The organism is Sphingopyxis sp. (genome assembly GCF_051861155.1).
In the GTDB taxonomy this organism is placed as follows: domain Bacteria; phylum Pseudomonadota; class Alphaproteobacteria; order Sphingomonadales; family Sphingomonadaceae; genus Sphingopyxis.
Genome location: NZ_JBHYDE010000010.1, coordinates 20,657 through 41,274, shown reverse-complemented (window position 1 = coordinate 41,274; position 20,618 = coordinate 20,657). Strand labels below are relative to the sequence as shown.

The 20,618-nt window shown below is 65.3% G+C and carries 21 protein-coding genes; 9 read left to right on the top strand and 12 right to left on the bottom strand.

Features of this window, described 5'->3' with window-relative positions; all coding sequences use genetic code 11:
- Positions 1-43 precede the first annotated feature (43 nt).
- Together ACTIFP_RS16310 and ACTIFP_RS16305 are read left to right on the top strand one after the other, a co-directional pair.
- Positions 44-1,183, top strand: coding sequence for a 2Fe-2S iron-sulfur cluster-binding protein (locus ACTIFP_RS16310; RefSeq protein ID WP_439569749.1), 1,140 nt, complete (start codon positions 44-46; stop codon positions 1,181-1,183).
- 15 nt (positions 1,184-1,198) lie between these two features.
- Complete coding sequence (locus ACTIFP_RS16305; RefSeq protein ID WP_439569748.1) at positions 1,199-2,638, top strand: aldehyde dehydrogenase; 1,440 nt, start codon at positions 1,199-1,201, stop codon at positions 2,636-2,638.
- Between the two features lie 41 nt (positions 2,639-2,679).
- Here the strand turns inward: ACTIFP_RS16305 and ACTIFP_RS16300 are convergent, their stop codons facing one another.
- Both ACTIFP_RS16300 and ACTIFP_RS16295 read right to left on the bottom strand, forming a co-directional pair.
- A complete protein-coding gene (locus ACTIFP_RS16300; protein ID WP_439569747.1) occupies positions 2,680-3,027 on the bottom strand; it encodes a DUF2834 domain-containing protein in 348 nt (115 codons plus the stop codon).
- Positions 3,027-4,136, bottom strand: a complete 1,110-nt coding sequence (locus ACTIFP_RS16295) for an alkane 1-monooxygenase (RefSeq protein ID WP_439569746.1) — start codon at positions 4,134-4,136, stop codon at positions 3,027-3,029. The genes ACTIFP_RS16300 and ACTIFP_RS16295 overlap by 1 nt, the downstream gene beginning before the upstream one ends.
- 119 nt (positions 4,137-4,255) lie before the next feature.
- On the opposite strand from ACTIFP_RS16295, the gene ACTIFP_RS16290 reads away from it, so the two are divergent.
- Positions 4,256-4,990 carry a MerR family transcriptional regulator gene (locus ACTIFP_RS16290; protein ID WP_439569745.1) on the top strand — a complete coding sequence of 245 codons (735 nt, stop codon included), beginning with the start codon at positions 4,256-4,258 and terminating at the stop codon, positions 4,988-4,990.
- On the opposite strand, the gene ACTIFP_RS16285 is transcribed toward ACTIFP_RS16290, so the two are convergent.
- The 10 genes from ACTIFP_RS16285 to ACTIFP_RS16240 form a co-directional block, all read right to left on the bottom strand.
- A complete protein-coding gene (locus ACTIFP_RS16285) occupies positions 4,945-6,117 on the bottom strand; it encodes an enoyl-CoA hydratase-related protein (RefSeq protein WP_439569744.1) in 1,173 nt (390 codons plus the stop codon). The genes ACTIFP_RS16290 and ACTIFP_RS16285 overlap by 46 nt on opposite strands.
- 14 nt (positions 6,118-6,131) lie before the next feature.
- The gene (locus ACTIFP_RS16280; protein ID WP_439569743.1) at positions 6,132-7,523 is read right to left on the bottom strand and encodes an AMP-binding protein; all 1,392 of its coding nucleotides are present in this window, start codon (positions 7,521-7,523) and stop codon (positions 6,132-6,134) included.
- A gap of 2 nt (positions 7,524-7,525) precedes the next feature.
- Positions 7,526-8,449, bottom strand: a complete 924-nt coding sequence (locus ACTIFP_RS16275; RefSeq protein WP_439569742.1) for a 3-keto-5-aminohexanoate cleavage protein — start codon at positions 8,447-8,449, stop codon at positions 7,526-7,528.
- A gap of 12 nt (positions 8,450-8,461) precedes the next feature.
- Positions 8,462-9,706 (bottom strand): acetyl-CoA hydrolase/transferase family protein, encoded by a 1,245-nt coding sequence (locus tag ACTIFP_RS16270; RefSeq protein WP_439569741.1) that lies wholly within the window; start codon positions 9,704-9,706, stop codon positions 8,462-8,464.
- A gap of 19 nt (positions 9,707-9,725) precedes the next feature.
- A complete protein-coding gene (locus ACTIFP_RS16265; protein WP_439569740.1) occupies positions 9,726-10,520 on the bottom strand; it encodes an enoyl-CoA hydratase-related protein in 795 nt (264 codons plus the stop codon).
- Positions 10,521-10,532: 12 nt separating this feature from the next.
- Positions 10,533-10,946: a PaaI family thioesterase gene (locus ACTIFP_RS16260; RefSeq protein WP_439569739.1), complete on the bottom strand. Its 414-nt coding sequence runs from the start codon at positions 10,944-10,946 to the stop codon at positions 10,533-10,535.
- 4 nt (positions 10,947-10,950) lie between these two features.
- Entirely contained in the window at positions 10,951-11,715 is a 765-nt protein-coding gene (locus ACTIFP_RS16255) for a glucose 1-dehydrogenase (protein WP_439569738.1), read from the bottom strand.
- A 14-nt stretch (positions 11,716-11,729) separates the two neighbouring features.
- A complete protein-coding gene (locus ACTIFP_RS16250) occupies positions 11,730-12,215 on the bottom strand; it encodes a MarR family winged helix-turn-helix transcriptional regulator (protein ID WP_439569737.1) in 486 nt (161 codons plus the stop codon).
- 103 nt (positions 12,216-12,318) lie between these two features.
- Complete coding sequence (locus ACTIFP_RS16245) at positions 12,319-13,485, bottom strand: acyl-CoA dehydrogenase family protein (RefSeq protein WP_439569736.1); 1,167 nt, start codon at positions 13,483-13,485, stop codon at positions 12,319-12,321.
- Positions 13,486-13,513: 28 nt separating this feature from the next.
- Positions 13,514-14,401: an SDR family oxidoreductase gene (locus tag ACTIFP_RS16240; protein ID WP_054735061.1), complete on the bottom strand. Its 888-nt coding sequence runs from the start codon at positions 14,399-14,401 to the stop codon at positions 13,514-13,516.
- Between the two features lie 137 nt (positions 14,402-14,538).
- Here ACTIFP_RS16240 and ACTIFP_RS16235 point away from each other — a divergent pair, with 137 nt between their 5' ends.
- From ACTIFP_RS16235 to ACTIFP_RS16210, 6 genes are read left to right on the top strand one after another with little or no spacing between them, the layout of a single operon-like run.
- The gene (locus ACTIFP_RS16235; RefSeq protein ID WP_439569735.1) at positions 14,539-15,969 is read left to right on the top strand and encodes a 3-oxoacyl-[acyl-carrier-protein] synthase III C-terminal domain-containing protein; all 1,431 of its coding nucleotides are present in this window, start codon (positions 14,539-14,541) and stop codon (positions 15,967-15,969) included.
- A gap of 3 nt (positions 15,970-15,972) precedes the next feature.
- The gene (locus ACTIFP_RS16230) at positions 15,973-17,172 is read left to right on the top strand and encodes an acetyl-CoA acetyltransferase (RefSeq protein WP_439569734.1); all 1,200 of its coding nucleotides are present in this window, start codon (positions 15,973-15,975) and stop codon (positions 17,170-17,172) included.
- Between the two features lie 11 nt (positions 17,173-17,183).
- Complete coding sequence (locus ACTIFP_RS16225; RefSeq protein ID WP_439569733.1) at positions 17,184-17,636, top strand: MaoC family dehydratase; 453 nt, start codon at positions 17,184-17,186, stop codon at positions 17,634-17,636.
- On the top strand, positions 17,633-18,496 hold the full coding sequence (locus ACTIFP_RS16220) for an HpcH/HpaI aldolase/citrate lyase family protein (protein ID WP_439569732.1): 864 nt from the start codon (positions 17,633-17,635) through the stop codon (positions 18,494-18,496). The genes ACTIFP_RS16225 and ACTIFP_RS16220 overlap by 4 nt, the downstream gene beginning before the upstream one ends.
- Before the next feature lie 14 nt (positions 18,497-18,510).
- A complete protein-coding gene (locus ACTIFP_RS16215) occupies positions 18,511-19,689 on the top strand; it encodes an acyl-CoA dehydrogenase family protein (RefSeq protein ID WP_439569731.1) in 1,179 nt (392 codons plus the stop codon).
- Between the two features lie 11 nt (positions 19,690-19,700).
- Positions 19,701-20,615 carry an SDR family NAD(P)-dependent oxidoreductase gene (locus ACTIFP_RS16210; RefSeq protein WP_439569730.1) on the top strand — a complete coding sequence of 305 codons (915 nt, stop codon included), beginning with the start codon at positions 19,701-19,703 and terminating at the stop codon, positions 20,613-20,615.
- The last annotated feature ends 3 nt before the right edge of the window (positions 20,616-20,618 follow it).

Here is a 20,618-nt window from a genome sequence, read left to right as displayed (position 1 = left end):
GAGCTCTCCCAGTTGCACTCGGACGGGGAGACCCGGTGCGATCATGCCCGCAATTTATTGCGTGACCTTGATACGCAAAATAATCTGTGCCACAAACATGTCAACCACTTTACGAGTTTTTCGAGAGAGATGCCGAATGTCGCTGATATCCAAGCTTTTTGGGAAGGCACCCGAGCGCGCCGTTGAGATCGAGTCGTCGGGAGACCGCTTTTCCGTACCCTCGGGTACCACGATTCTGGAGCGCGCGCTCGCCGAGGGAATCGCCTATCCGCACGACTGTACCGTCGGCACTTGCGGGTCCTGCCGCACCCGTCTGATTTCCGGTAAAGTCGAAGCTATCACGCCCTTTGGCTATACGCTGAGCCGCGAAGAACTCGAGGCGGGATATATCCTCGCCTGCCAGGCGCTCCCCAAATCCGATCTCGTCCTCGATGTCGAGATTGGAAGCAGCGCCGACCAGGAGGCGGTGCGGCAGCCGGCGCGATTCGAGGGCGCGGACGATCTCACCCACGACATCAAGCGCGTTTCCATCAGAGTTGATAAACCGATACACTATAAGGCCGGTCAATATGCCAACATCCACTGGGGCGATGGATCGGTCCATCGCTCCTACAGCTTCGCCGATGCCCCCGACGCCGGGGGCACGAGCGAACCGCATTTCTTCATTCGCCATGTCCCCGGCGGCCAGTTCACCGATCGCCTGTTCGGCGGATCGCTTCCCGCCGAGCCGATCGAACTCGATGGCCCGCACGGTAATTTCTGGCTGCGCGAAGGCAAGGGACCGATCATCTGCATTGCCGGCGGCTCGGGGCTCGCGCCGCTTCTGAGCCTGCTGCAGGATGCCGCGAACCGGCGTGTCCGGCGCGACTGCATTCTCCTGTTCGGCGGCCGCGGCGAACGCGACCTCTATGCCGCCGAGGCGATTGCGGCGATCCGCAGCGCCTGGACGGCGAGCTTCGATTATTGGCCGGTCCTCTCCGAGGAGAATAACCCGCAATATCGCCCCGGCTTCGTGACAGCTTATGCCGCGCAGGCGCTCGAACGCCTCGGACCGGGCGCCCATGGCTATATGTGCGGCCCGCCGCCGATGATCGACGCCGGCATCCACGCGCTTACCGAGGCCGGCATCGGCCTTGCCGACATCCACTATGATAAATTTACAGACGCCAGCACGGGCGCATGATCACGGGAGAATGAGATGAGCCTCGATCGCAGCAGCTTCTTTATCGGCAATGAGTGGGTCCGCCCCGCAACCGACCGCAGCTTCAAGATCCACAATGCCTCGACGGGAGAACATGTCGCGACCGTCCCCGAAGGCAGCGAGGCCGATATCGACGCCGCCGTTGCCGCGGCGCGGCGCGCCTTCGATCATTCGCCGTGGCCGAAGCTCGCCCCTAGCGAGCGCGCCGAGGTGATGCTGCGCTTCATGGCGGCGCTCGTCGAACGCGGCAGCGCGATCGCCGCGGCGGTCAGCCTTCAGAACGGCATGCCGGTCACGCTCGCCAACATGCTCGAGGCGCAATTTCCGGCGGGCGTCCTTCAATATTATGCGAGCCTCGCCGAGAGCCTGAGCTCGAGCGAGACGCGTCCGTCGCAAATGGGCCAGCAAACCCTCGTCGACCGCGCCCCGATCGGCGTCGTCGCGGCGGTGGTGCCCTGGAATTTCCCGGTCACCCTCGCCTTCAGCAAGATCGCGCCCGCGATGCTCACCGGTTGCACGCTGGTCATCAAGCCTTCGCCCGGCACCGTCCTCGACAGCTATCTCGTCGCCGAGGCGGCGCTCGCGGCGGGCGTTCCGGCGGGCGTCATCAACATCGTCGCCGCCGACCGCGAGGTCGGGGCCTATCTCGTCGCGCATCCCGGCGTCGACAAGGTCGCCTTCACCGGCTCGACCGGCGCCGGCCGCGCCATCGCGGCACAATGCGGCCAGCTGCTCCGTCCGGTCACCCTCGAGCTCGGCGGCAAGTCGGCGGCGCTGCTGCTCGACGATGTCGATCTGGCCGCCTTCCTGCCGGCAATTCCGATGGTAAGCATGCTCAACAACGGACAGGCCTGCTACAATGGAACGCGCCTTCTCGTCCCCGCCGCGCGCTACGACGAAATCGTCGGCGCGGTCGCCGAGACAGTCGGCTCCCTCACCGTCGGCGATGCGCTCGATCCTGCAACCCATGTCGGGCCGATGGCGTCAGCGACACACCGCGACCGCGTCGAAACCTATATTGCGAAGGGCCGGGGCGAAGCGCGGCTCGTCGCCGGCGGGGGGCGCCCGAAAGGGCATAATAGCGGCTGGTTCGTCGAGCCGACGGTGTTCGCCGACGTCGACGAAAATGCGGTGATCGCGCAGGAAGAGATTTTTGGCCCGGTGCTGTCGATCATCCGATATGCCGACGAGGCCGACGCTGTGCGCATCGCCAACGCCTCGCAATTCGGCTTGGGCGGCTCGGTGTGGAGCCAGGACCAGGCGCGCGGCATCGCGGTGGCGCGGCAGGTCGAGAGCGGCACGGTCGGGGTCAATGGCTATATGCCGTCGCTCGGTTCGCCCTTCGGCGGGATCAAGGCGAGCGGCATGGGCAGCGAGTTCGGACCCGAAGCCCTCGCCAGCTATCAGCGCACCAAATCGATCTATGTGATGGGGTAAGCGGTCGGGCGCCGCCCGGCGGCGCCCGTCACTCCCGGTTTTCAGGCGGCTGCGCCGGCCTTCGCGAGATGGCGCTCGCGCGCGACGAGATAGAGCGGGAAAGCGAAGCAGGTCCCGACGAAGGACAAGGCGAAATAGAGCCAGCCCTTGCGCGCGCCGAGCCCGACGCGCACCGCGTCGGGCACCACCCAGATCATGAAAACGAGCCAGGCCGCCAATATGTCGATGGTGAGAAAAGCGGCAGCGCTGCCGCTGCGGTAGGCGTCGAGAAAGAAGGTCGGCAAGAGCAGCAGATTGCCCCCTTCGCGCGCCCATGCAATCCCGTGCCACCAGGCCGCGGCCGCCGAGGCGACCGCGATCAGGATGTAGAGTGCGTGCCGGACCGCCATCAGCTTGCCGCCCAGGCGCCCGCCGGCTTCTCGTCGAACCAGTCGGGCCAGCCGGCAGCGCGGTTCTGTGCCTTGGCGAGTTCGCGTTCCTCGGGGGTTGCGAGCTCATTGTCCCAGCGCTTCAGCGCGGGTTTGATGACGACATTATGCCAGAGCGGCGGGATCAGCGCCGAGAAGAAGCAGACGAAGACGCTCGGCATCGGGATCCATTGCCGGTCGGGGCGCAGTTCGTGGAAGGCCGCGAAGCTGTCGGTGTGGTGGTCGGCATGATTGGTGATTTCGAAGCCCATCACGCGCGACAAGGGCTTGAGATGGTTCCAGACATGGCGGCGCGAGATCGCGCCCCCGGGAACGCGGATGAGGCCGTAATGCTGGAAATAGTTGAAGCTTTCGACCCAGAAGCGCGCACCGATCATGCCGCCGAGAACCACCGCGACAGCGGTCCAGCCGCCGATCAGGAAGACGAGGCTCTGCATGACGAGCTGCGCAAGCAGCGCTTTCCAGATCCGGTGCCGGATCGACCAGCGGCCATAGCCTTGCTTTTCGAGGCTATCGCTCTCCATCCGCCACGCATCGCGCGTGCTCTGGATGACCGCATTGCCGGTAAAACCGTAGAGCGAGACGCCGCGGCGCGCCGTGTCGCCATCATGCTCGGTCGCGACGTCGAGATGATGCCCGGTGACGTGCGCAATCTCGCGGGTGCAATCGAGATAGCAGACCTGCGAATAGGTGCCGATAAAGCGGCGAAGCTTGCCGCGCTGGTGATAAAGTTCGTGCGAGGCGGGAACGAGCGGCACGACGCTCATCCAGGCGAGCGACAAAATCGCACCCGCATATTGCCAAGGCGTGATCGCCTCGGCCGAGCGGACCCACCAGGCGGCCATGAAATAGAGGCCGACCGCGAGAATCGTCGCGAACCAGATCGGAAGGTCGGCCAGAAGGCCGCGTTTCATCGTGCGCGGTCGCATGTCGTTGGGCAGGACCGAATCGATCAAGCCGAGCAGAGGCAGCGACGCGATGCCGATGAAAACCCAGTTTCCGCCAAGCGCAAAGCCCGCATAAGCTGCGAGTTGCACGACCACGGGTACATAATAACGCAAATAATCCATTCGTCCTCTCCCAAGGCGATTTCATATTACGTATCATCCATACGCATAAAGGTAAAGCAACTTATCATTCATGCGAAAATTCGTTGCGGGAAATGCGGATCGCGGCCTATCGAGTGCGCATGAAGATGCGTGACCTCGAGAAACGGACCGGCGTTCACCGCGAGACCATCAGGGTTTTTTTTCGGCACGGGCTGCTGCCCGAGCCAGCGCGCCCGGCGACCAACGTCGCCGATTATGACGAAACGCATGTCCAGGCGGTCCTCGCGGTGCGAAAGCTGCAACGCGACGACGGCCTTACCCTGCCCCAGATCAAGGAAGCGCTCGGCGGACGAAATGGCGAAGGCCGGGTCGATGCCGCCGCGTTCCAGAATCTCGAGGCGCTGGTCGCCGCGCGCGTCGGCTTCGACGGCGAAGTGCTGCTCGAATCCTTGGCCAAGGAATGGCCGAACGCGGCGAAGGATGCGAAGGTCTTCGAGAAGCTCGGGATCGTCGAAATCCTGAAAACGCCGAAAGGCCCGGCGCTCAGCATCATGGACAGCCGTATCGTCACGATCTGGCAGCTCATGCGCGCCGAGGGCTATACCGAAGAGAATGGCTTTCCCCCGACCGTCGTCGATTTCTATGCCGCACCGGCGGACATGGTGGCGCGCGAGGAATCGCAGCGCTTCATCGACGCGACCGAGGGGCGGATGAGCGATGCCGACGCTGCGGCCCTATTCCACGCCGGGATCCGGCACATGATCGACTTCTTCGGGCTGCTGCGTATCAAGCGGCTGATGCGTTACATTCACTTCGACGCGGCCTCGGGTCATGTCGATGCGGCGCGGCGCGACGCGAACGGCCCGCCGAGATAGGCGGGATAGCCAAGCTCGGCGACGACAGCATAATCGGCAAGTCTCTGCTCTTCGGCGCCAAGGCTTAGCGCCCATTTACCGACTGCGTCGCCGGCTTCCGCCCGGACCGCCGGGTCGCTCCATCCGCCTGCGAGCGGACGTAGCGCGGCGACGACATCGCCAACGAAGGGCGGCAGGCTCTCCTTGCGGACGTGCCGGTCATAATCGGTTTTGCCCAGGAACAGGGTCTGGATCATATTGCGCGGCTCGGGCCGCTGGATGAGGTGCGCGAAGATGGCCATCTCGCTGCGGATCGCGCCGTCGAACGCCTGCGGCAGCCCGAACTCGATACAATCGAGGATCGCGATCGGCGCGGGATAGAAGCCGCCGGTTTCGGCCATCATCTTCGCGCGCACCGGGTCGATCCGCGCCGACACCGATGCGGGGCCGGGGTCGAGCCAATCGTCCTGGTCCCACGGCTGCGCGGCGACCGGCGCCGACAGCAGCCAGGCCTCGGCGGCCGCAATTTCCTCGCCGGCAGGAACGACCGCATGGACAAGGCCGGCATCGAGCGCAGCCTCGCCCGCGAGCCGGCCGCCCTCAAGCAGGATTGGGAGCGCAGCCTCGACACCGACAAGCCGGGGCAAGCGCTGCGTGCCGCCGGCGCCCGGAAGCAGGCCAACCAGCGATTCAGGCAGGCCGAGCGCTGCCTTCGGGCTGTCGGCGAGAACACGATAATGGGTCGCAAGCGTGAGCTCGCACCCGCCACCGAGCGCAAGGCCGGCAATCGCCGAAGCGACCGGCTTTCCTGCCATCTCGAGCGCACGCAGCGCGGCGCTGAGCGGGAAGAAATGGTCGAAAGCGATATTGAAGCGGTCGCGCGCGGGCGCGGCGACGATCATGTCGTAAGCGACGCCGAGTTCGGTGAGATCGGCGCCGGCGCAAAAGGCATTGTCCTTGCCCGAGCGGATGAGGACGCCGACGACGTCGCTCGTGCCGAGCCAGGCGGCGAAGGCCTTGAGCTCGTGGATGGCGGCGTTGGAGAAGACATTCATCGTCCGTCCCGGCGCGTCGAAGACAAGATGGACGAGGCCATTGTCCTGAAACTCGAGGCGGAACTGCTCCATGGCGGGCGGCTGGGTCGTCATCCTGTTTCCTTCGATCATCGGGCGGACGCGAGCGGCCCCTTGCGGACCTTGCCGGCGTCGTCGCGAACGGGCTGTATTTGGGTGTCGAGGCTGCGCGGGTGCTTCTCGCGCGCGAGCCAAGGGTTCAGAAACTGCGAGAGGTCGGCGAGATTCAATATCCCCTCCCCGGCCTCTACGACGGCGTGCACTGCCTGCCCGAGATCGGGATGCGGCCGCCCGACGACCGCGCAGGAGCGGACCGCCGGGTGGCGCAGGATCGCGGCTTCGACCTCGGCGGGCCAGATATTGACCCCGCCCGAGATGATAAGGTCGGTCCGCCGGTCGGCAAGATAGAGATAGCCGTCGGCGTCGAGCCGTCCGATATCGCCGACCGATTCCCAGCCGTCCTCGGTGGCGCGGCGTTCGGCGCCAATGTAGCGATAGGTCGACCCCGGGCCGCCGGGCGGCATGGCGAAGACTTCGCCGTCCTCGTCGGCTTCGCATTCGCGCCCGGTCTCGTCGACGATCCTGATCCGTCCGCCGCCGATCGGCCGGCCGACCGAACCCGGGCGTTCGAGCCATTCGCGCCCGCCGATCCAGCACCGCACAAGCCCCTCGGTCGCGCCATAGACCTCCCAGATATGATCGCGCCCGCACCAGTCGATCCACGCCTGCTTGAGCCAGGGGGCCATCGGCGCCGCGGTGTGGACGACCATCGCCCAGCGCGAGAGATCGTGACAGGCGCGCGCGGCCGGAGTAAGCGCCATGATCCGGTGCATCATCGTCGGCACCATCAAAGACCAGGTCGCGCCCTCGTCGTCGATGAGCCCGAGCGCCATCATCGCGTCGAACTTGTCCATCGTGACGATCGCCGACCCTTTCCACAGGGCGAAGATCGCGGCGCTGAACGGCGCATTATGATAGAGCGGACCCGGAACCAATATGCAGCTGTCCGCCGGAATGCCGATAAAGTCGGTTCCCTCGGGAAAGCCCGCGGCACGGCCGTCGACGATGACCTTGGGGATTCCGGTGCTCCCGCCGCTCGTACAGGCCTTCCACGACACGGCAACATGGCCGGTCGGCGCGCCGCGCGGCGCATCGTCGGCGGGACCTTCGCCCGGCGCGACGACGAGGCGCGGCTGCATGACCGCGATCACCGCGTCCCGTTCATGCGCCGTAATCTTCCAGGAAATCGGTGCCGGGGTTGCCCCGGCGCGGTAGATGCCGAAAGCCAGCGCGATAAAGTCGGGACCATTGGGCAGTGCGAATGCGACAAGATCGTCGGCGGTCACGCCGCGCCCGGTCAGCCAGCCGCACCACTGCGCCGAGCGACGGTCGAGATCGCCCCACGTCCAGCGCGCCGCCCCGTGCACGATCGCGAGGCGATCGGGCGGAAAGGCTGCGGGGACGGCGGCGAGCGGGCGCATCGTCAGAAGCCGACCTTGTCGCCGCCCTTGAGCGCGAGAATTTCGCGCGCTTCGTCGGGTGTCGCGGTCTCGAGGCCGAGCCCCTCGATGATCTGGCGCACCCGGGTTACCTGCGCCGCGTTGCTCGGGGCGAGGACGCCCTTGTCGAGCCAGAGATTGTCCTCAAGACCGACACGGACATGTCCGCCCATCGCGGCCGCCTGCGCCGCGACCTTCATTTGCGAGGCGCCGGCACCGAGCACCGACCAGCGATAATTGTCGCCGAACAGCCGGTCGGCGGTGCGCTTCATGTGCAGCACCTCTTCGGGGTGCGGGCCGATACCGCCAAGGAGTCCGAAGCAGGTCTGGATGTACAGCGGCGCCTGGACGAGGCCCTCGGTCCAGAAATAATGGAGATTGTGGAGGTGGCTGGTGTCGTAGCACTCGAACTCGTAGCGCGCGCCGGTCGCGTTCAGCGTCTCGAGCGCGTAGCGGATGTCCTTGAAGCTGTTGCGAAAGACGAGATCGTGGCTGCCCTCGAGCATGGCGGGCTCCCACTCATGCTTGAACTCCTTGTAGCGCTTCAGCATCGGGAACAGCCCGAAGTTCATCGACCCCATGTTGAGGCTTGCGACTTCGGGCTTCCAGACCGCGGCGGGCTGTACGCGCTCTTCGACGGGCATATAGGGCGAGCCGCCGGTCGTGAGGTTCACCACGACGTTCGACGACTGCTTGATGACCTTGAGAAACGGCTCGAAGGCTTCCGGGCTCTGGTCGGGGCGCCCGTCTTCGGGATTGCGCGCATGGAGATGGACGATCGCGGCGCCCGCCTCGGCGGCGCCGAGCGCGCTTGCGGCGATCTCCTCCGCTGTCACCGGCAAATGCGGGGACATCGATGGGGTGTGGATCGATCCGGTGATCGCGCAGCTGATGATGACCTTGCTCATATCTCGTCCCCTTCAAAGTTTCGCCGCATAGGCGCGCCAACCGGCGGTCAGCGCCTCGCGGTGCTGCGGCGCGGCGATGGCGACGAGCGCTTCGGCGCGCTCGTCGTAGGAAAGCCCCCGGATATCGGCAGCGCCGAACTCGGTGGCGATGATGTCGCTGTCCATGCGGCCGAGCGTAACTGGCCCCGTCGAGGCGCCGGGAAGCGCAATCCGGCTGATTGCTCCGCCATCCGCGGCGGCTGGCAACGCGATAACGCGGAGCCCCCCGCCCTGCCGTGCGCCCGCCGTGAAATCGGGCGCGCCGCCCGGTCCCGAAATCAGCCCGCGCGGCCCGAATTCGGAGAAGACCTGGCCGAGAAGATCGACCTCGAGCGCCGAATTGATCGCGACGAAATTGGGAATGCCCGCGATGATCGTGCGGTCGTGCGTGACCGCGGCAGGAAGAAAGGCAAATTCCGGCCCTTCGACCGCGCGGTAGAGCCGGCTCGAGCCGATCGCGACACCCGCGGTGACCGCCTGCCCCGATGCCAGAGCGCCCGCCTCGAGAAGATCGACAACCTCGTCGCCGACGAGACCGCTATGGATCCGCAGGTTCCGCCGACCGGTGAGTGCGCGCAAGATGGCGCCAGGCACCTTGCCGACCCCGGTCTGAAGCGTGGCGCCATCGGTGATCCAGGGCGCGACATGGCCCGCGATCGCATCGGCGACCGGGTCGGCCGCGCCATCGGGTTCGCCGTCGAACCCCGCCGCCGCCTCGACAAAAGCGGTGAGCGCGCTGAAGGGGATTCCGCTGTCACCGCGCGTTCGCGGCATCGAGGGATTGATGTGCGCGATCCGGACCGGGATAAGCGGCCAGAGTTCGGCCGCGAAGTCGACCGCAGGCCCGAAGCTGCAGATGCCCTCGCCGTCGGGCGGCGTCACCATGCAGATCAGCGCGTCGATCTGGATATTGCGGAGCCGGCGGCGGATGTCGCTGTAGCAAAGCGGCAGCTGTTCGACGCGCCCGCCCAGATCCTTCTTGAGCGGCGGGGTCACGAAGAAGGTCTCGACGCGCGCGGCAGCGCTCGCAAGATAGCTATGGCGATTCAGCCCCGGAACGAAGATGCCGGTGAAGGTCATCGCGCCGAGCCGCTCGCCGGCAGCCATCACGGCCTCCGCGAGAAGCACAGATTCGCCCGAGGCTCCCGTCACCAGCACGCGCCCGCCGGCCGGCAACCAGTCGGCTATGTCGGCGGGCAGGAAGGAAACGGGAGCCATGTCGGTCGCTCGTCCGCCCCTATTTCACATATTTGTGGAAGTCGGGCGTCCGCTTTTCCTGGAAGGCGCGCATGCCTTCCTTCGATTCCTCGGTGTCGTAGAAGAGCTTGACCGAGTTCAGCGCCAGCATCGAGATGCCGCGGATATTGTCGCTGTCGGCATTGAAGCTGCGCTTGGCGAGCGCGAGCGCGGTCGGCGAGCGCTGGGCGATGATGTCAGTCCATTCGTTGACGGCGGCATCGAGCTCGTCGGCGGGCACGACCTTGTTGACGAGGCCCATTTCGAGCGCTTCCTGTCCGCTATACTGGAGGTTCAGATACCAGATTTCGCGAGCTTTCTTGTCGCCGACATGCCGCGCGAGGAACGCGGTGCCCCAGCCCGCGTCGACCGAACCGACCTTGGGGCCGACCTGGCCGAGCTTCGCGGTGTCAGCCATGATCGAGAGATCGCAGAGCGTCGCGAACACATTGCCGCCGCCGATCGCGAAGCCGTTGATGCGCGCGATCACGGGCTTGGGAATATCGCGGATGATCGACTGGAGCTCGTCGATCGGCAGGCCGACGATGCCGCGGCCGTCATATTGGCCGTCCTTCGCGCTTTGGTCGCCGCCGGTGCAGAAGGCCTTGTCGCCAGCGCCCGTCAGGACGATCGACGAGACGCCCTTGTCGTCCGCCGCGAGCTTGAACGCGGCGATGAGTTCCTCGATCGTCTGGGCGCGGAACGCATTATAGAGTTTGGGGCGGTTGATGATGATCCACGCTGCGCGGTCGCGAATCTCGTAGAGAATGTCTTCAAATTCAGGGGTGCTGCTCATGGTGAAATCCTTTCACAAATTGTTTCGGTAAATCGCGTGCGAGCGCGCCATCACGCGCTCGCCGACCCGGGCGATCGCCTGCGTGAAGATCATGGTGCGCGTCGTTTTGATCAGTTCGACATGGGCGACGAGCCAGTCGCCCGCTAGCGGCGGAGCCAGGAAGTCTACATGCAGCGAAATGGTCGGCGTGTGGTTGCTGCCATCTTCCTCGAGCGGAATGACGACGATGCCATGTCCGTCGAGGAAAGTCGCCATCGCGCCCCCATGCATGGCGCCGGTGGCATTGCAATGTTCGGGCCTGACCAACAGGCAATAGCGGGCGGACTCGCGATCTATCCAGATTTCGCCAACGGACCAAGGGCCCGTATTGGTGACGAAAGTCCGCTCCCAATTGCCGTCGACCGCCGGGCGTTCGACGTTGCTCATCGCGCTAAATCATGTTCATGCCACCGGCGACCGAGAAGGTCTGGCCGGTGATGAAGCTCGCGTCGTCGGAGGCGAGAAAGGCGACGATACCCGCATAATCCTCGGGCTCGCCCATGCGCTTCAGCGGAATGCCGCGGACCATCGCGTCCTTCCACTTCACCGCCTGTTCGCCCTCGCCGAGCACGCTCGCCATCATCGGCGTGTTGGTCGGTCCCGGGCAGACGACGTTGAGCAGCACGCCCTTCGAGGCGAGTTCGCGCGCGACCGACTTGGTAAAGCTGATCAGGCCGCCCTTGCAGGCCGAATAGACCGCTTCGTTGCTCGTCCCGACGCGCGCCGCGTCCGAGGCGATATTGATGATCCGGCCGCCGCCGCGCGCGACCATGCGCGGTGCAACCGCGGCATGGGTGAACAGCGGACCATAGAGGTTGATCGCGATGATCTTGTCCCAGAGCGTCTTGTCGGTCGCGAGAAACGGCGACGGCTTGTCCCAGCCGGCGTTGTTGACCAGCGCCCATATGGGACCGAGATCGGCCTCGACCGCCTCGACCGCGGCGTTCACCGCATCCTGGTCGCTGACGTCGAGCGCATAGGTCTTGATGACCGCGCCCTCGCCCGCGATTCCAGCGGTTTCCTCGCCCGCTTCGGGCTTGAGATCGAAGATCGCGACCTTGCAGCCCTCGGCTGCGAGACGGAGCGAAAGCGCCCTGCCAATACCCTGACCGCCGCCTGTGACGATCGCTACCTTGCCCTGCAAACCCAACACCATATCTCTCCTGATTGCTAAGTCATAAATTCTGGATCGGAGCCCAGCGCCTCGGCCTCGCTTCCGGCGAGTTCGAGGAGCGTCTCCTTGATGGTCAGAAGCGTCGCGGCGGCCTGGTTCAGCGCATCCTCCGACACATTTTCGAGGATCTGGAGCTCGATCTGCTCCACATTCTCGCGGATCGTGATCACCATCTTGCCGCCGGCGCGGGTCAGATAGACGCGGCGCGCGCGGCCATCGCTCGCATCGGCGCGGCGCTCGACGAACCCTGCCGCTTCCATGCGGTCGAGCAGGCCGCCGATCGCGACCTTGGTCAAGTCGAGGTCCGCCGCGAGCGCGGTCTGGGTCATGCCATCGCGACGCGACAGGAAAGCGAGCACCCACCATTGCGAGCGGGTGATGCCGAGCGGCTTGAGCGCCCGGTCCACCACGACGCGGCGCAGGCGCGACACGTCGTGAATGAGAAAGCCGAAGCGAAGTCCGGTGTTGAGGTCTTTGGTCACAGCAGATCCTTGGTGTTGGTTTGCACCGCCACCGCTAGCCCCGATTGATGGATTTTCAAAAGGAACTGTTTCGGAATCTTTTGGACCGCGTGTCATAATCCGCTCAGCCCCGGTTCTTCTGGAGCTTGCCCTTGAACATCTCGCGCGCGATGATCGTCTTCATGATCTCGATCGAGCCGCCCGCGATCTTGACGATGCGCGCATCGGCATAGGCCCGGCAGATCGGATATTCCCACATATAGCCCCAGCCGCCGAACAGCTGGAGGCACTTGTCCGCCGTCTCGCAATGAAGCTCGGAGGTCACCATCTTCGCCATCGCGGCGTCGACGGGATCGAGCTCGCCCTTCATGAACAGGTCGATGCATTTGTCGGTGAAGACGCGCGCCATCACCGAACGTGCCTTCAGATCGGCGAGAACGAACTGGGTGTTCTGGAAATCGCCGATCGACTGGCCGAACGCCTGGCGCTCGGCCGTATAGTCGACGGTCCATTCGAGCATCACTTCGGTGACCGTTGCCGAGCGGATCGCCTGCGCGAGGCGCTCCTGCGGCAACTTGGTCATCATGAGCTTGAAGCCCTCGCCCTCGCCGCCGAGCATCGCGCCCTCGGGTATGCGCATATTGTCGAAGAAGAGCTCGGAGGTATCCTGCGCCTTCATGCCGAGCTTTTCGAGATTCTGGCCGCGGTTGAACCCGGGGGTCGCCGCATCGACGAGGAACAGCGTGACGCCGTGCGCGCCGGCCTGGCTGTCGGTCTTGGTCGCGAGCACGATGACGTCGCAAAGCTGGCCGTTCGAGATGAAGACCTTCTGGCCGTTGATCACGAACTCGTCGCCGTCGCGCACTGCCTGCGTGCGCACAGCCTTGAGGTCGCTGCCTGCGTGCGGCTCGGTCATGCCGAGCGAGCCGATCGCCTCGCCCCTCACCATCTTGGGCAGCCAGTGGCGTTTCTGCTCCTCCGACCCGAAGGAAAGAATGTAGGTCGCGACAAGGTCGGTGTGGATCAGGAAACCGGGACCGCTCGCCCCGACACGCCACAATTCTTCATAGACGACGGCGTCGAAGAGGTAGTCGAGGCCGAGCCCGCCATATTCCTCGGGCACGGTGCAGCAGAGCATGCCTGCCTCGCCCGCTTTCAGCCAGAGCTCGCGCGGGACAATGCCTTCCTTTTCCCACCGGTCATGGTGCGGGACGATTTCCTTCTCCACGAACTTGCGGACGGACTCGCGCCACATTTCATGTTCTTGGCTAAAAATATTGCGTTCGATCATCGCCTAGGCCCCTTTAATCTCTTGGTCTTCAGCCTGCCCGATTGGCCTTGTCGCGCTGCGTGGATTGCTCGATCGCCTCGCGCGCGGTCTGCCACTGCGCGTCGGTCATGCCGGTCAGGTCGGCGAAGGTGCCGGGGCCGGCGAGATGCTGGCCGCCGTCGATTGCGATCGTCTGTCCGGTGAGATAGTCGCACCCGTCCGAGAACAGGAAGGTGATGAGGTTCTGGAGTTCGGGCATCGCCCCGTAGCGCCGGAGCGGCACCGTCTCTTCGCTCGTCGCCGACGATTTCGCATCGGGGATAGGATTGAGTTTCTCCCAGGCGCTTTCGGTCGGAAAGGGTCCGGGGGCGGTCGCATTGAGGCGGATGCCGTAGGGCCCCCATTCGACCGCAAGCGACATGGTCATCGCGTGGAGCGCGGTCTTCGCCATCGCCGAGGGAACGACGAAGGCCGATCCCGTCCACACCCAGGTGACGAGGTTGCTGACAACCGACCCCTTGATGCCTTCGTCGATCCAGCGTTTGCCAAGCGCGAGCGTGACATGGAAGCTGCCGTCCATCACCGTCGAGGTGATGGCGCGAAAGCCGCGCGGGCTCAGCCCCTTGGTCGGCGCGATGAAGTTGGCGGCGGCGTTGTTGAGGAGGCTGGTGACCGGTCCGACCTTCCACATCGCCTCGACCATCGCGTCGACCTGATCGGCGTCGCGGATGTCACAAGTATGCCAATGTACCTTTCCGGGGTTCTCCAGCGCTATCTCGGCAGCCGCGGCTTCGAGGACGTTGGCGCGGCGGCCGCAGATATGGACTGTCGCCCCTTTGGCAGCCAGCGCCTTCGAGATTTCCAAGCCTAGCCCTGATCCGCCGCCCGTCACGAGAATGGATTTGCCCGCGAGCACGTCGGACCGGAATATATCCATGGTGAACCTCTTCCCCGTTTGATTTCTGGCAAGCGACTTGGCGTCGCCCTAATTTCGTAAGCCAGTTTACAACTTCAAAAATTGCTGTCAAGGATGGTTGCAGGAAACAACTGAACAATGGCGGGAGGTAGCAAGAGGTGACCCATCAACCGGGGTCGATTGTGGCTGTCGGCGGCTATTTGCCGCTGCTGCGCCTGGACCGGGCGCAGGCTGCCAGATCGCTGAAACATTTCGGACTCGGCGGACGCCAGGCGGGCTATCGCGCCGTCGCGGGCTGGGACGAGGATGCCTTCACGCTCGCCGCGGAGGCGAGCCGGGCGCTTACCGAGTCGCAGCCCGCGCGCATCTGCTTCGCATCGACCTCGGCGCCCTTCATCGATCGCGCGCATTCGAGCCTGCTCGTCGACGCGCTGGCGCTGCCGCGCACGACGCGCACGCTCGATGTCGCCGGAAGCCGGCGCTGCGCGGTCGCCGCGCTGCTCGACGCCTTGCTCGGCGACGGCGACAGCCTGATCGCGGCGGGCGAGCGGCGACCGGCCAAGCTCGGCAGCCCTGCCCATCTGGCCTATGGCGACGGCGGCAGCGCCGCGCGCACCGGCGCCGATGGGCCCGCGAAGCTCGTCGGCTGGGCCTCGCAGGCGCATGACCTCCTCGACAGTTACGCCTCGCGCGGTCACGAAACCGCTTATCCCAGCGAAGAGCGCTTCGTGCGCGACATCGCGAGCAGTGCGATTATCGCCCCGGCGATCAACGATGCCTGCGCGAAGGCCGGGATCGCCCCCGGCGATATCAAATGGGCGGCGGTCCACGAGCCGCTGTCGGGCATGTGGAAGGATATCGCGCGCCGCACCGGCATCACCGCGCCCAACCTTGCGGCCACCCTCGCCGAGCAGGCGGGCGATCTTGGCGCCGCGCATGCGCTGTTCGCGCTCGGCCTCGCCTTCGATGCCGCACGTCCCGGCGACCATGTCCTGCTCGCCGGCTTCGGCAGCGGCTGCGACGCGCTCATCTTCCGCGTCGACGCCAGGGTGCCCGGCGCGGCCGCGGTGCGGGCGGCGCTCGGCGCGGGCGAAGCGATGACCGACTATGTCCGCTTCCTCTCGCTCAGCGGCGCTGTCGACCTCGATTTCGGGGTCCGCTCCGAATTCGAGCAAAAGGCGCAGGCGACCGTCGTCGAACGTTATGGCCGCGACACGCTCGGCTTCATCGGGGGCCGTGACGAACAGGGTAATGTCCAATTCCCCAAGACCCCGATCCCGGTGCGCCCCGGCGCCCAGGGCCGCGAGGCACTGGAAGACGTGCGGCTGGCTGACCTGCCGGCGAAAGTCGCGTCGGTCACCGCCGACCGGCTCAACTTTACGCCTGATCCGCCTTTCTGGTTCGGGCTTGTGCAGTTCGACAATGGCGCGCGCATCCTGATGGAACTAACCGATGCAGGGCCCGCCGGCTTTGCCGTGGGCGACGCGCTCGGCATGCGCCTCCGGATCAAGTCGATCGACAGGAAACGCGGCATGCGGACCTATTTCTGGAAAGGCGCGCCCGCCCAGCGGCCGCAGATGGAGGCCTGAGCGATGGCGACGGGTATCAAGGACAGGGTCGCGATCATCGGCATGGGGTGCTCGGTCTTCGGCGAACGCTGGGACCGCGGCGCCGACGATTTGATGATCGAGGCGTTCGAGGAAGCGATCGGCGACGCCGGCATCGACCGCAGCCAGATCGAGGCGGCCTGGATGGGCAATGCGCTTGACGACATCAATGTCGGCAACAGCGCCCTCCCCCTCGCCCATGCGCTCCGCCTCCAGACCATCCCGGTGAGCCGCGTCGAGAATATGTGCGCGACGGGCACCGAGGCGCTGCGCGCCGCGGTCTATGCCGTCGCCTCGGGCGCGATCGACTTCGGCCTCGCGCTCGGCGTCGAGAAATTGAAGGACACGGGCTATGGCGGCTTGCCGCTCCGGACCAAGGGCCTCGCGAACGATCTTTGGATGCCCTATGGCTCGGCGCCGGGCACCTTTGCCCAGCTCGCCGGCGCCTATAGCGCCGCGCACAGCCTTGACGGCGGCGATCTCAAGCGCGCGATGGGGCATGTGAGCTGGAAGAGCCACCAGAATGGCGCGCTTCACGGCAAGGCGCATCTCAGAAAAGCGGTTGAGATGGAGACGATCCTGAAGGCCCCGATGATCGCCGATCCGCTCGGTCTCTTCGACTGCTGCGGCGTCTCCGACGGCGCAGCCTGCGCGATCGTGACGACGCCCGAGATCGCAAAAAGTCTCGGCATCGACAATCCCGTCACGGTGAAAGCGATCCAGCTCTCCGCGAGCAACGGTTGGGAGATGGGTTATGGCGAATGGGACGGCGCCTCGGTGCGCAACACCCAGGTCGCCGCCAAACGCGCCTATGCCGAGGCCGGCATCGCCGATCCTCGCGCCGAGATTTCGCTGACCGAGGTCCATGACTGTTTCTCGGTCACCGAGCTCGTGACGATGGAAGATCTCGGCCTGTCGGATGCGGGCCGCGCGGTCTTCGACATTCTCGACGGCAAATATGACCGCGGCGGCGCGATTCCGTGCCAGACCGACGGCGGGCTCAAATGCTTCGGCCATCCGGTCGGCGCGTCGGGCCTGCGCATGGCCTATGAGGTCTATAACCAGCTTCGCGGGCGGGCCGGCGACCGGCAGCTGTCGCAGGTCGATTTCGGGCTGACGCACAATCTCGGCGGCGCGCCGTTCAATAGCGTCGCGGCGGTCTCGATCCTCGGCCGCCTCGACTAGGGAGAGACAAGATGGCGGGACTTTATTTCGATCAGTTCAGCGTGGGCCAGACCTTCGATCACGAGATACGGCGCACCGTGACCGACATGGACAATATCTTGTTCAGCTCGCTCACCTATAATCCGGCGGCGATCCATATCGATCATGCCTATGCGGCGACCACCGAATTCGGCAAGCCGCTGATGAACTCGATCTTCACCCTCGGGCTCGTCATCGGGCTTTCGGTGCAGGACACGACGCTCGGCACGACGATCGCCAATCTCGGGATGAGCGAGACGACCTTCCCCAAGCCCGTCTTCGCCGGCGACACGATCCGCGCGCGCACCACGGTGATCGAGCTCAGGGACAGCAAGTCGCGCCCGACGCAGGGCATCGTTACCTTCGAGCATCTCGGGCTCAACCAGAAGGACGAGATCGTCTGCCGCACGCTGCGCGGTGCGCTGATGATGCGGAGCCCCGCGTGAGGCTGCGCTCTCTCCTCTTTGTCCCCGGCGACAGCGAGAAGAAGTTCGCGAAGGCCAGCGGCATCGGTGCGGACATCCTGATCCTCGATCTCGAAGACAGTGTCGCGCCGAGCATGAAGGAAGCGGCGCGCGCGCAGGTCGCCGCCCTCCTCGACGATCGCAGCGAACGCGACTGGTCCTTCTTCGTTCGGGTGAACCCCTTCGATACCGGCATGACCTTCGACGATCTCGCCGCGGTGGTGAAGCCGGGGCTTGACGGGCTGCTCATTCCCAAGGCCAATGGCGCCGCCGATATCGAGCGGATCGGATACGAGCTCGACCGCCTCGAGGCGAAGGCCGGGATGGAGCAAGGCACCGTTAAGATCGCGGTCGTCGCGACCGAGACCCCGCTCGCGATGTTCAACCTTGGCAGCTATACCCCGCCGCATCCGCGCCTCGTGGCGCTCACCTGGGGCGCCGAGGATCTTGCTGCCGCGATCGGCGCGACCGGCAACAAGGAAGAGGACGGCCACTGGACCGATCCCTATCGCCTCGCCCGCTCGCTTTGCCTTTATGCGTCGGCCGCTGCAGGCGTGGCGCCGGTCGACACGCTCTACGCCGATTTCCGCAATGCAGACGGCCTCGAGGCGGATTGCCGCCGGGCACGCCGCGACGGCTTCACCGGGCGCATCGCGATCCATCCCGACCAGGTCGCAATCATCAATCGCTGCTTCAGCCCCTCGGACGAGGAAATCGCCGAGGCGCAGAAGATCGTCGATGCCTTTGCAGCGAGTCCCGATGCGGGGACGCTCGGCATCGACGGCAAAATGTACGACATTCCCCATTTGAAGGCTGCGCGCCGCACGCTTGCGAGCGCCTGACCACGGAGAGAGCCATGACCGCCACCCGCCCGCTTCCGACCGACGAGGATCTCGATGCGATCCGCGAGGGCGTTCGCGCCGTCTGCGCACCGTTCGACGATGAATATTGGCTCGACCGAGACAATACAGGCGAGTTTCCCAAGGATTTCCACCGCGCCATGGCGGACGGCGGCTGGCTCGGCATCACCATGCCCGAGGAATTTGGCGGCTCGGGCCTCGGGGTTACCGAGGCGATGACGATGATGAACGAAGTGGCCGCCTCGGGCGGCGGCTTCGCCGCGGCCTCGACGATCCATATCAATCTCTTCGGCCCGCACCCGATCGTCGTGAAGGGCACGCCCGAGCAGAAGGCGCGCTGGGTCCCGCGGCTCGTCGCCGGCGAAGACCAGTGCTGCTTCGGTTTCACCGAGCCCGACGCCGGGCTCAACACGACGCGGATCAAGACCTTCGCCGAGAAGGTGCCGGGCGGCTATGTCGTCAACGGGCAGAAGGTCTGGACCTCGACCGCGCAGGTTGCGAACAAGATCATGCTGCTCACGCGCACAACCAAGTTCGAGGACTGTGCCAAGCCGACCGACGGCATCACCATCTTCTACACCGACCTCGATCGCGCCAAGATCGACGTCCATCTCATCCCAAAGATGGGCCGCAAGGCGGTGGATTCGAACGCGATCTTCATCGACGGCCTGTTCATTCCCGAAGAGGACCGGATCGGCGAGGAGGGCAAGGGCTTCTCCTACATCCTCCACAGCCTCAACCCCGAGCGCGTGCTGATCGGCGCCGAGGCGATCGGCATCGGGCGCGATGCGCTGCGGCGCGCGACCCAATATGCCAAGGAGCGCATCGTGTTCGACCGCCCGATCGGCCAGAACCAAGGCATCCAGCATCCGCTCGCAGAGAAATGGATGTATCTGGAAAGCGCCTGGCTGATGGTCGAGAAGGCAGCGCGTCTTTACGACAGCGGCCTCCCCTGCGGCGCCGAGGCGAACAGTGCCAAGTTCCTCGCCGCACGCGCGTGTCATGATGCTGCCTGGCAGGCGGTCGCGACGCATGGCGGGTTCGGCTACGCCAAGGAATATCATGTCGAGCGGCTCTACCGCGAAAGCGCGCTGACCCGACTCGCCCCGATCACCGAGCAGCTGATCATGAGCTTCATCGCCGAAAAGGTGCTCGATCTCCCGAAAAGCTATTGAGGACATAACAGATGGGAATGATGGACGGAAAAGCCGTGCTGGTAACCGGCGCGGGACGCGGCGTCGGCCGCGGCATCGCGCTCGAGATGGCGAAAGCCGGCGCCGCGGTGGTGGTCAACGACCTCGGCGTGTCGCTGACGGGTGAAGGCACGGGCGAAGGCTCGCCCGCCGAGCAGGTCGTCGCCGAGATCGTCGCGATGGGCGGCAAGGCGGTTGCCAACCATGACAGCGTCGCCGACTGGGATGGCGCCTGCGCAATGGTCAAGGCCGCCGTCGACGGCTTCGGCCGCATCGACGCAGTGGTCAACAACGCCGGAAACCTGCGCGACGTCTATTTCCACAAGATGGGCCCCGACGATTTCGACGCGGTGGTCGCCGTCCACCTGAAAGGCAGCTTCAACACCAGCCGCGCCGCCGCGCCCTTCTTCAAGGAGCAGGCGTCGGGCGCCTATGTCCATATGACCTCGACGAGCGGGCTCATCGGCAATTTCGGGCAGGCCAATTATGCCGCCGCCAAGCTCGGCATCGTCGGCCTGTCGAAATCGATCGCGCTCGACATGCAGCGTTTCGGGGTGCGTTCGAACGCGATCGCGCCCTTCGCCTGGACGCGTATGATCGACTCGATCCCGACCGACACCCCCGAGCAGCAGAAGCGCGTCGCCGGGCTCAAGAAACTCGACGCCGACAAGATCGCGCCCTTCGTCGTCGCGCTCACCAGCGATGCTGGCGCCAAGGTGACGGGGCAGATTTTCGCCGTGCGCAACAACGAGATTTTCCTTTTCTCGCAGCCGCGCCCGATCCGCACCGCGCACACCGCCGACGGTTGGACCCCCGAGACGGTCGCCGAGCGGGTCTTCGACCAGTTCGAGAATGACTTCTATCCGCTTCAGCGCTCGGCCGACGTCTTCACCTGGGACCCGGTCTGAGCC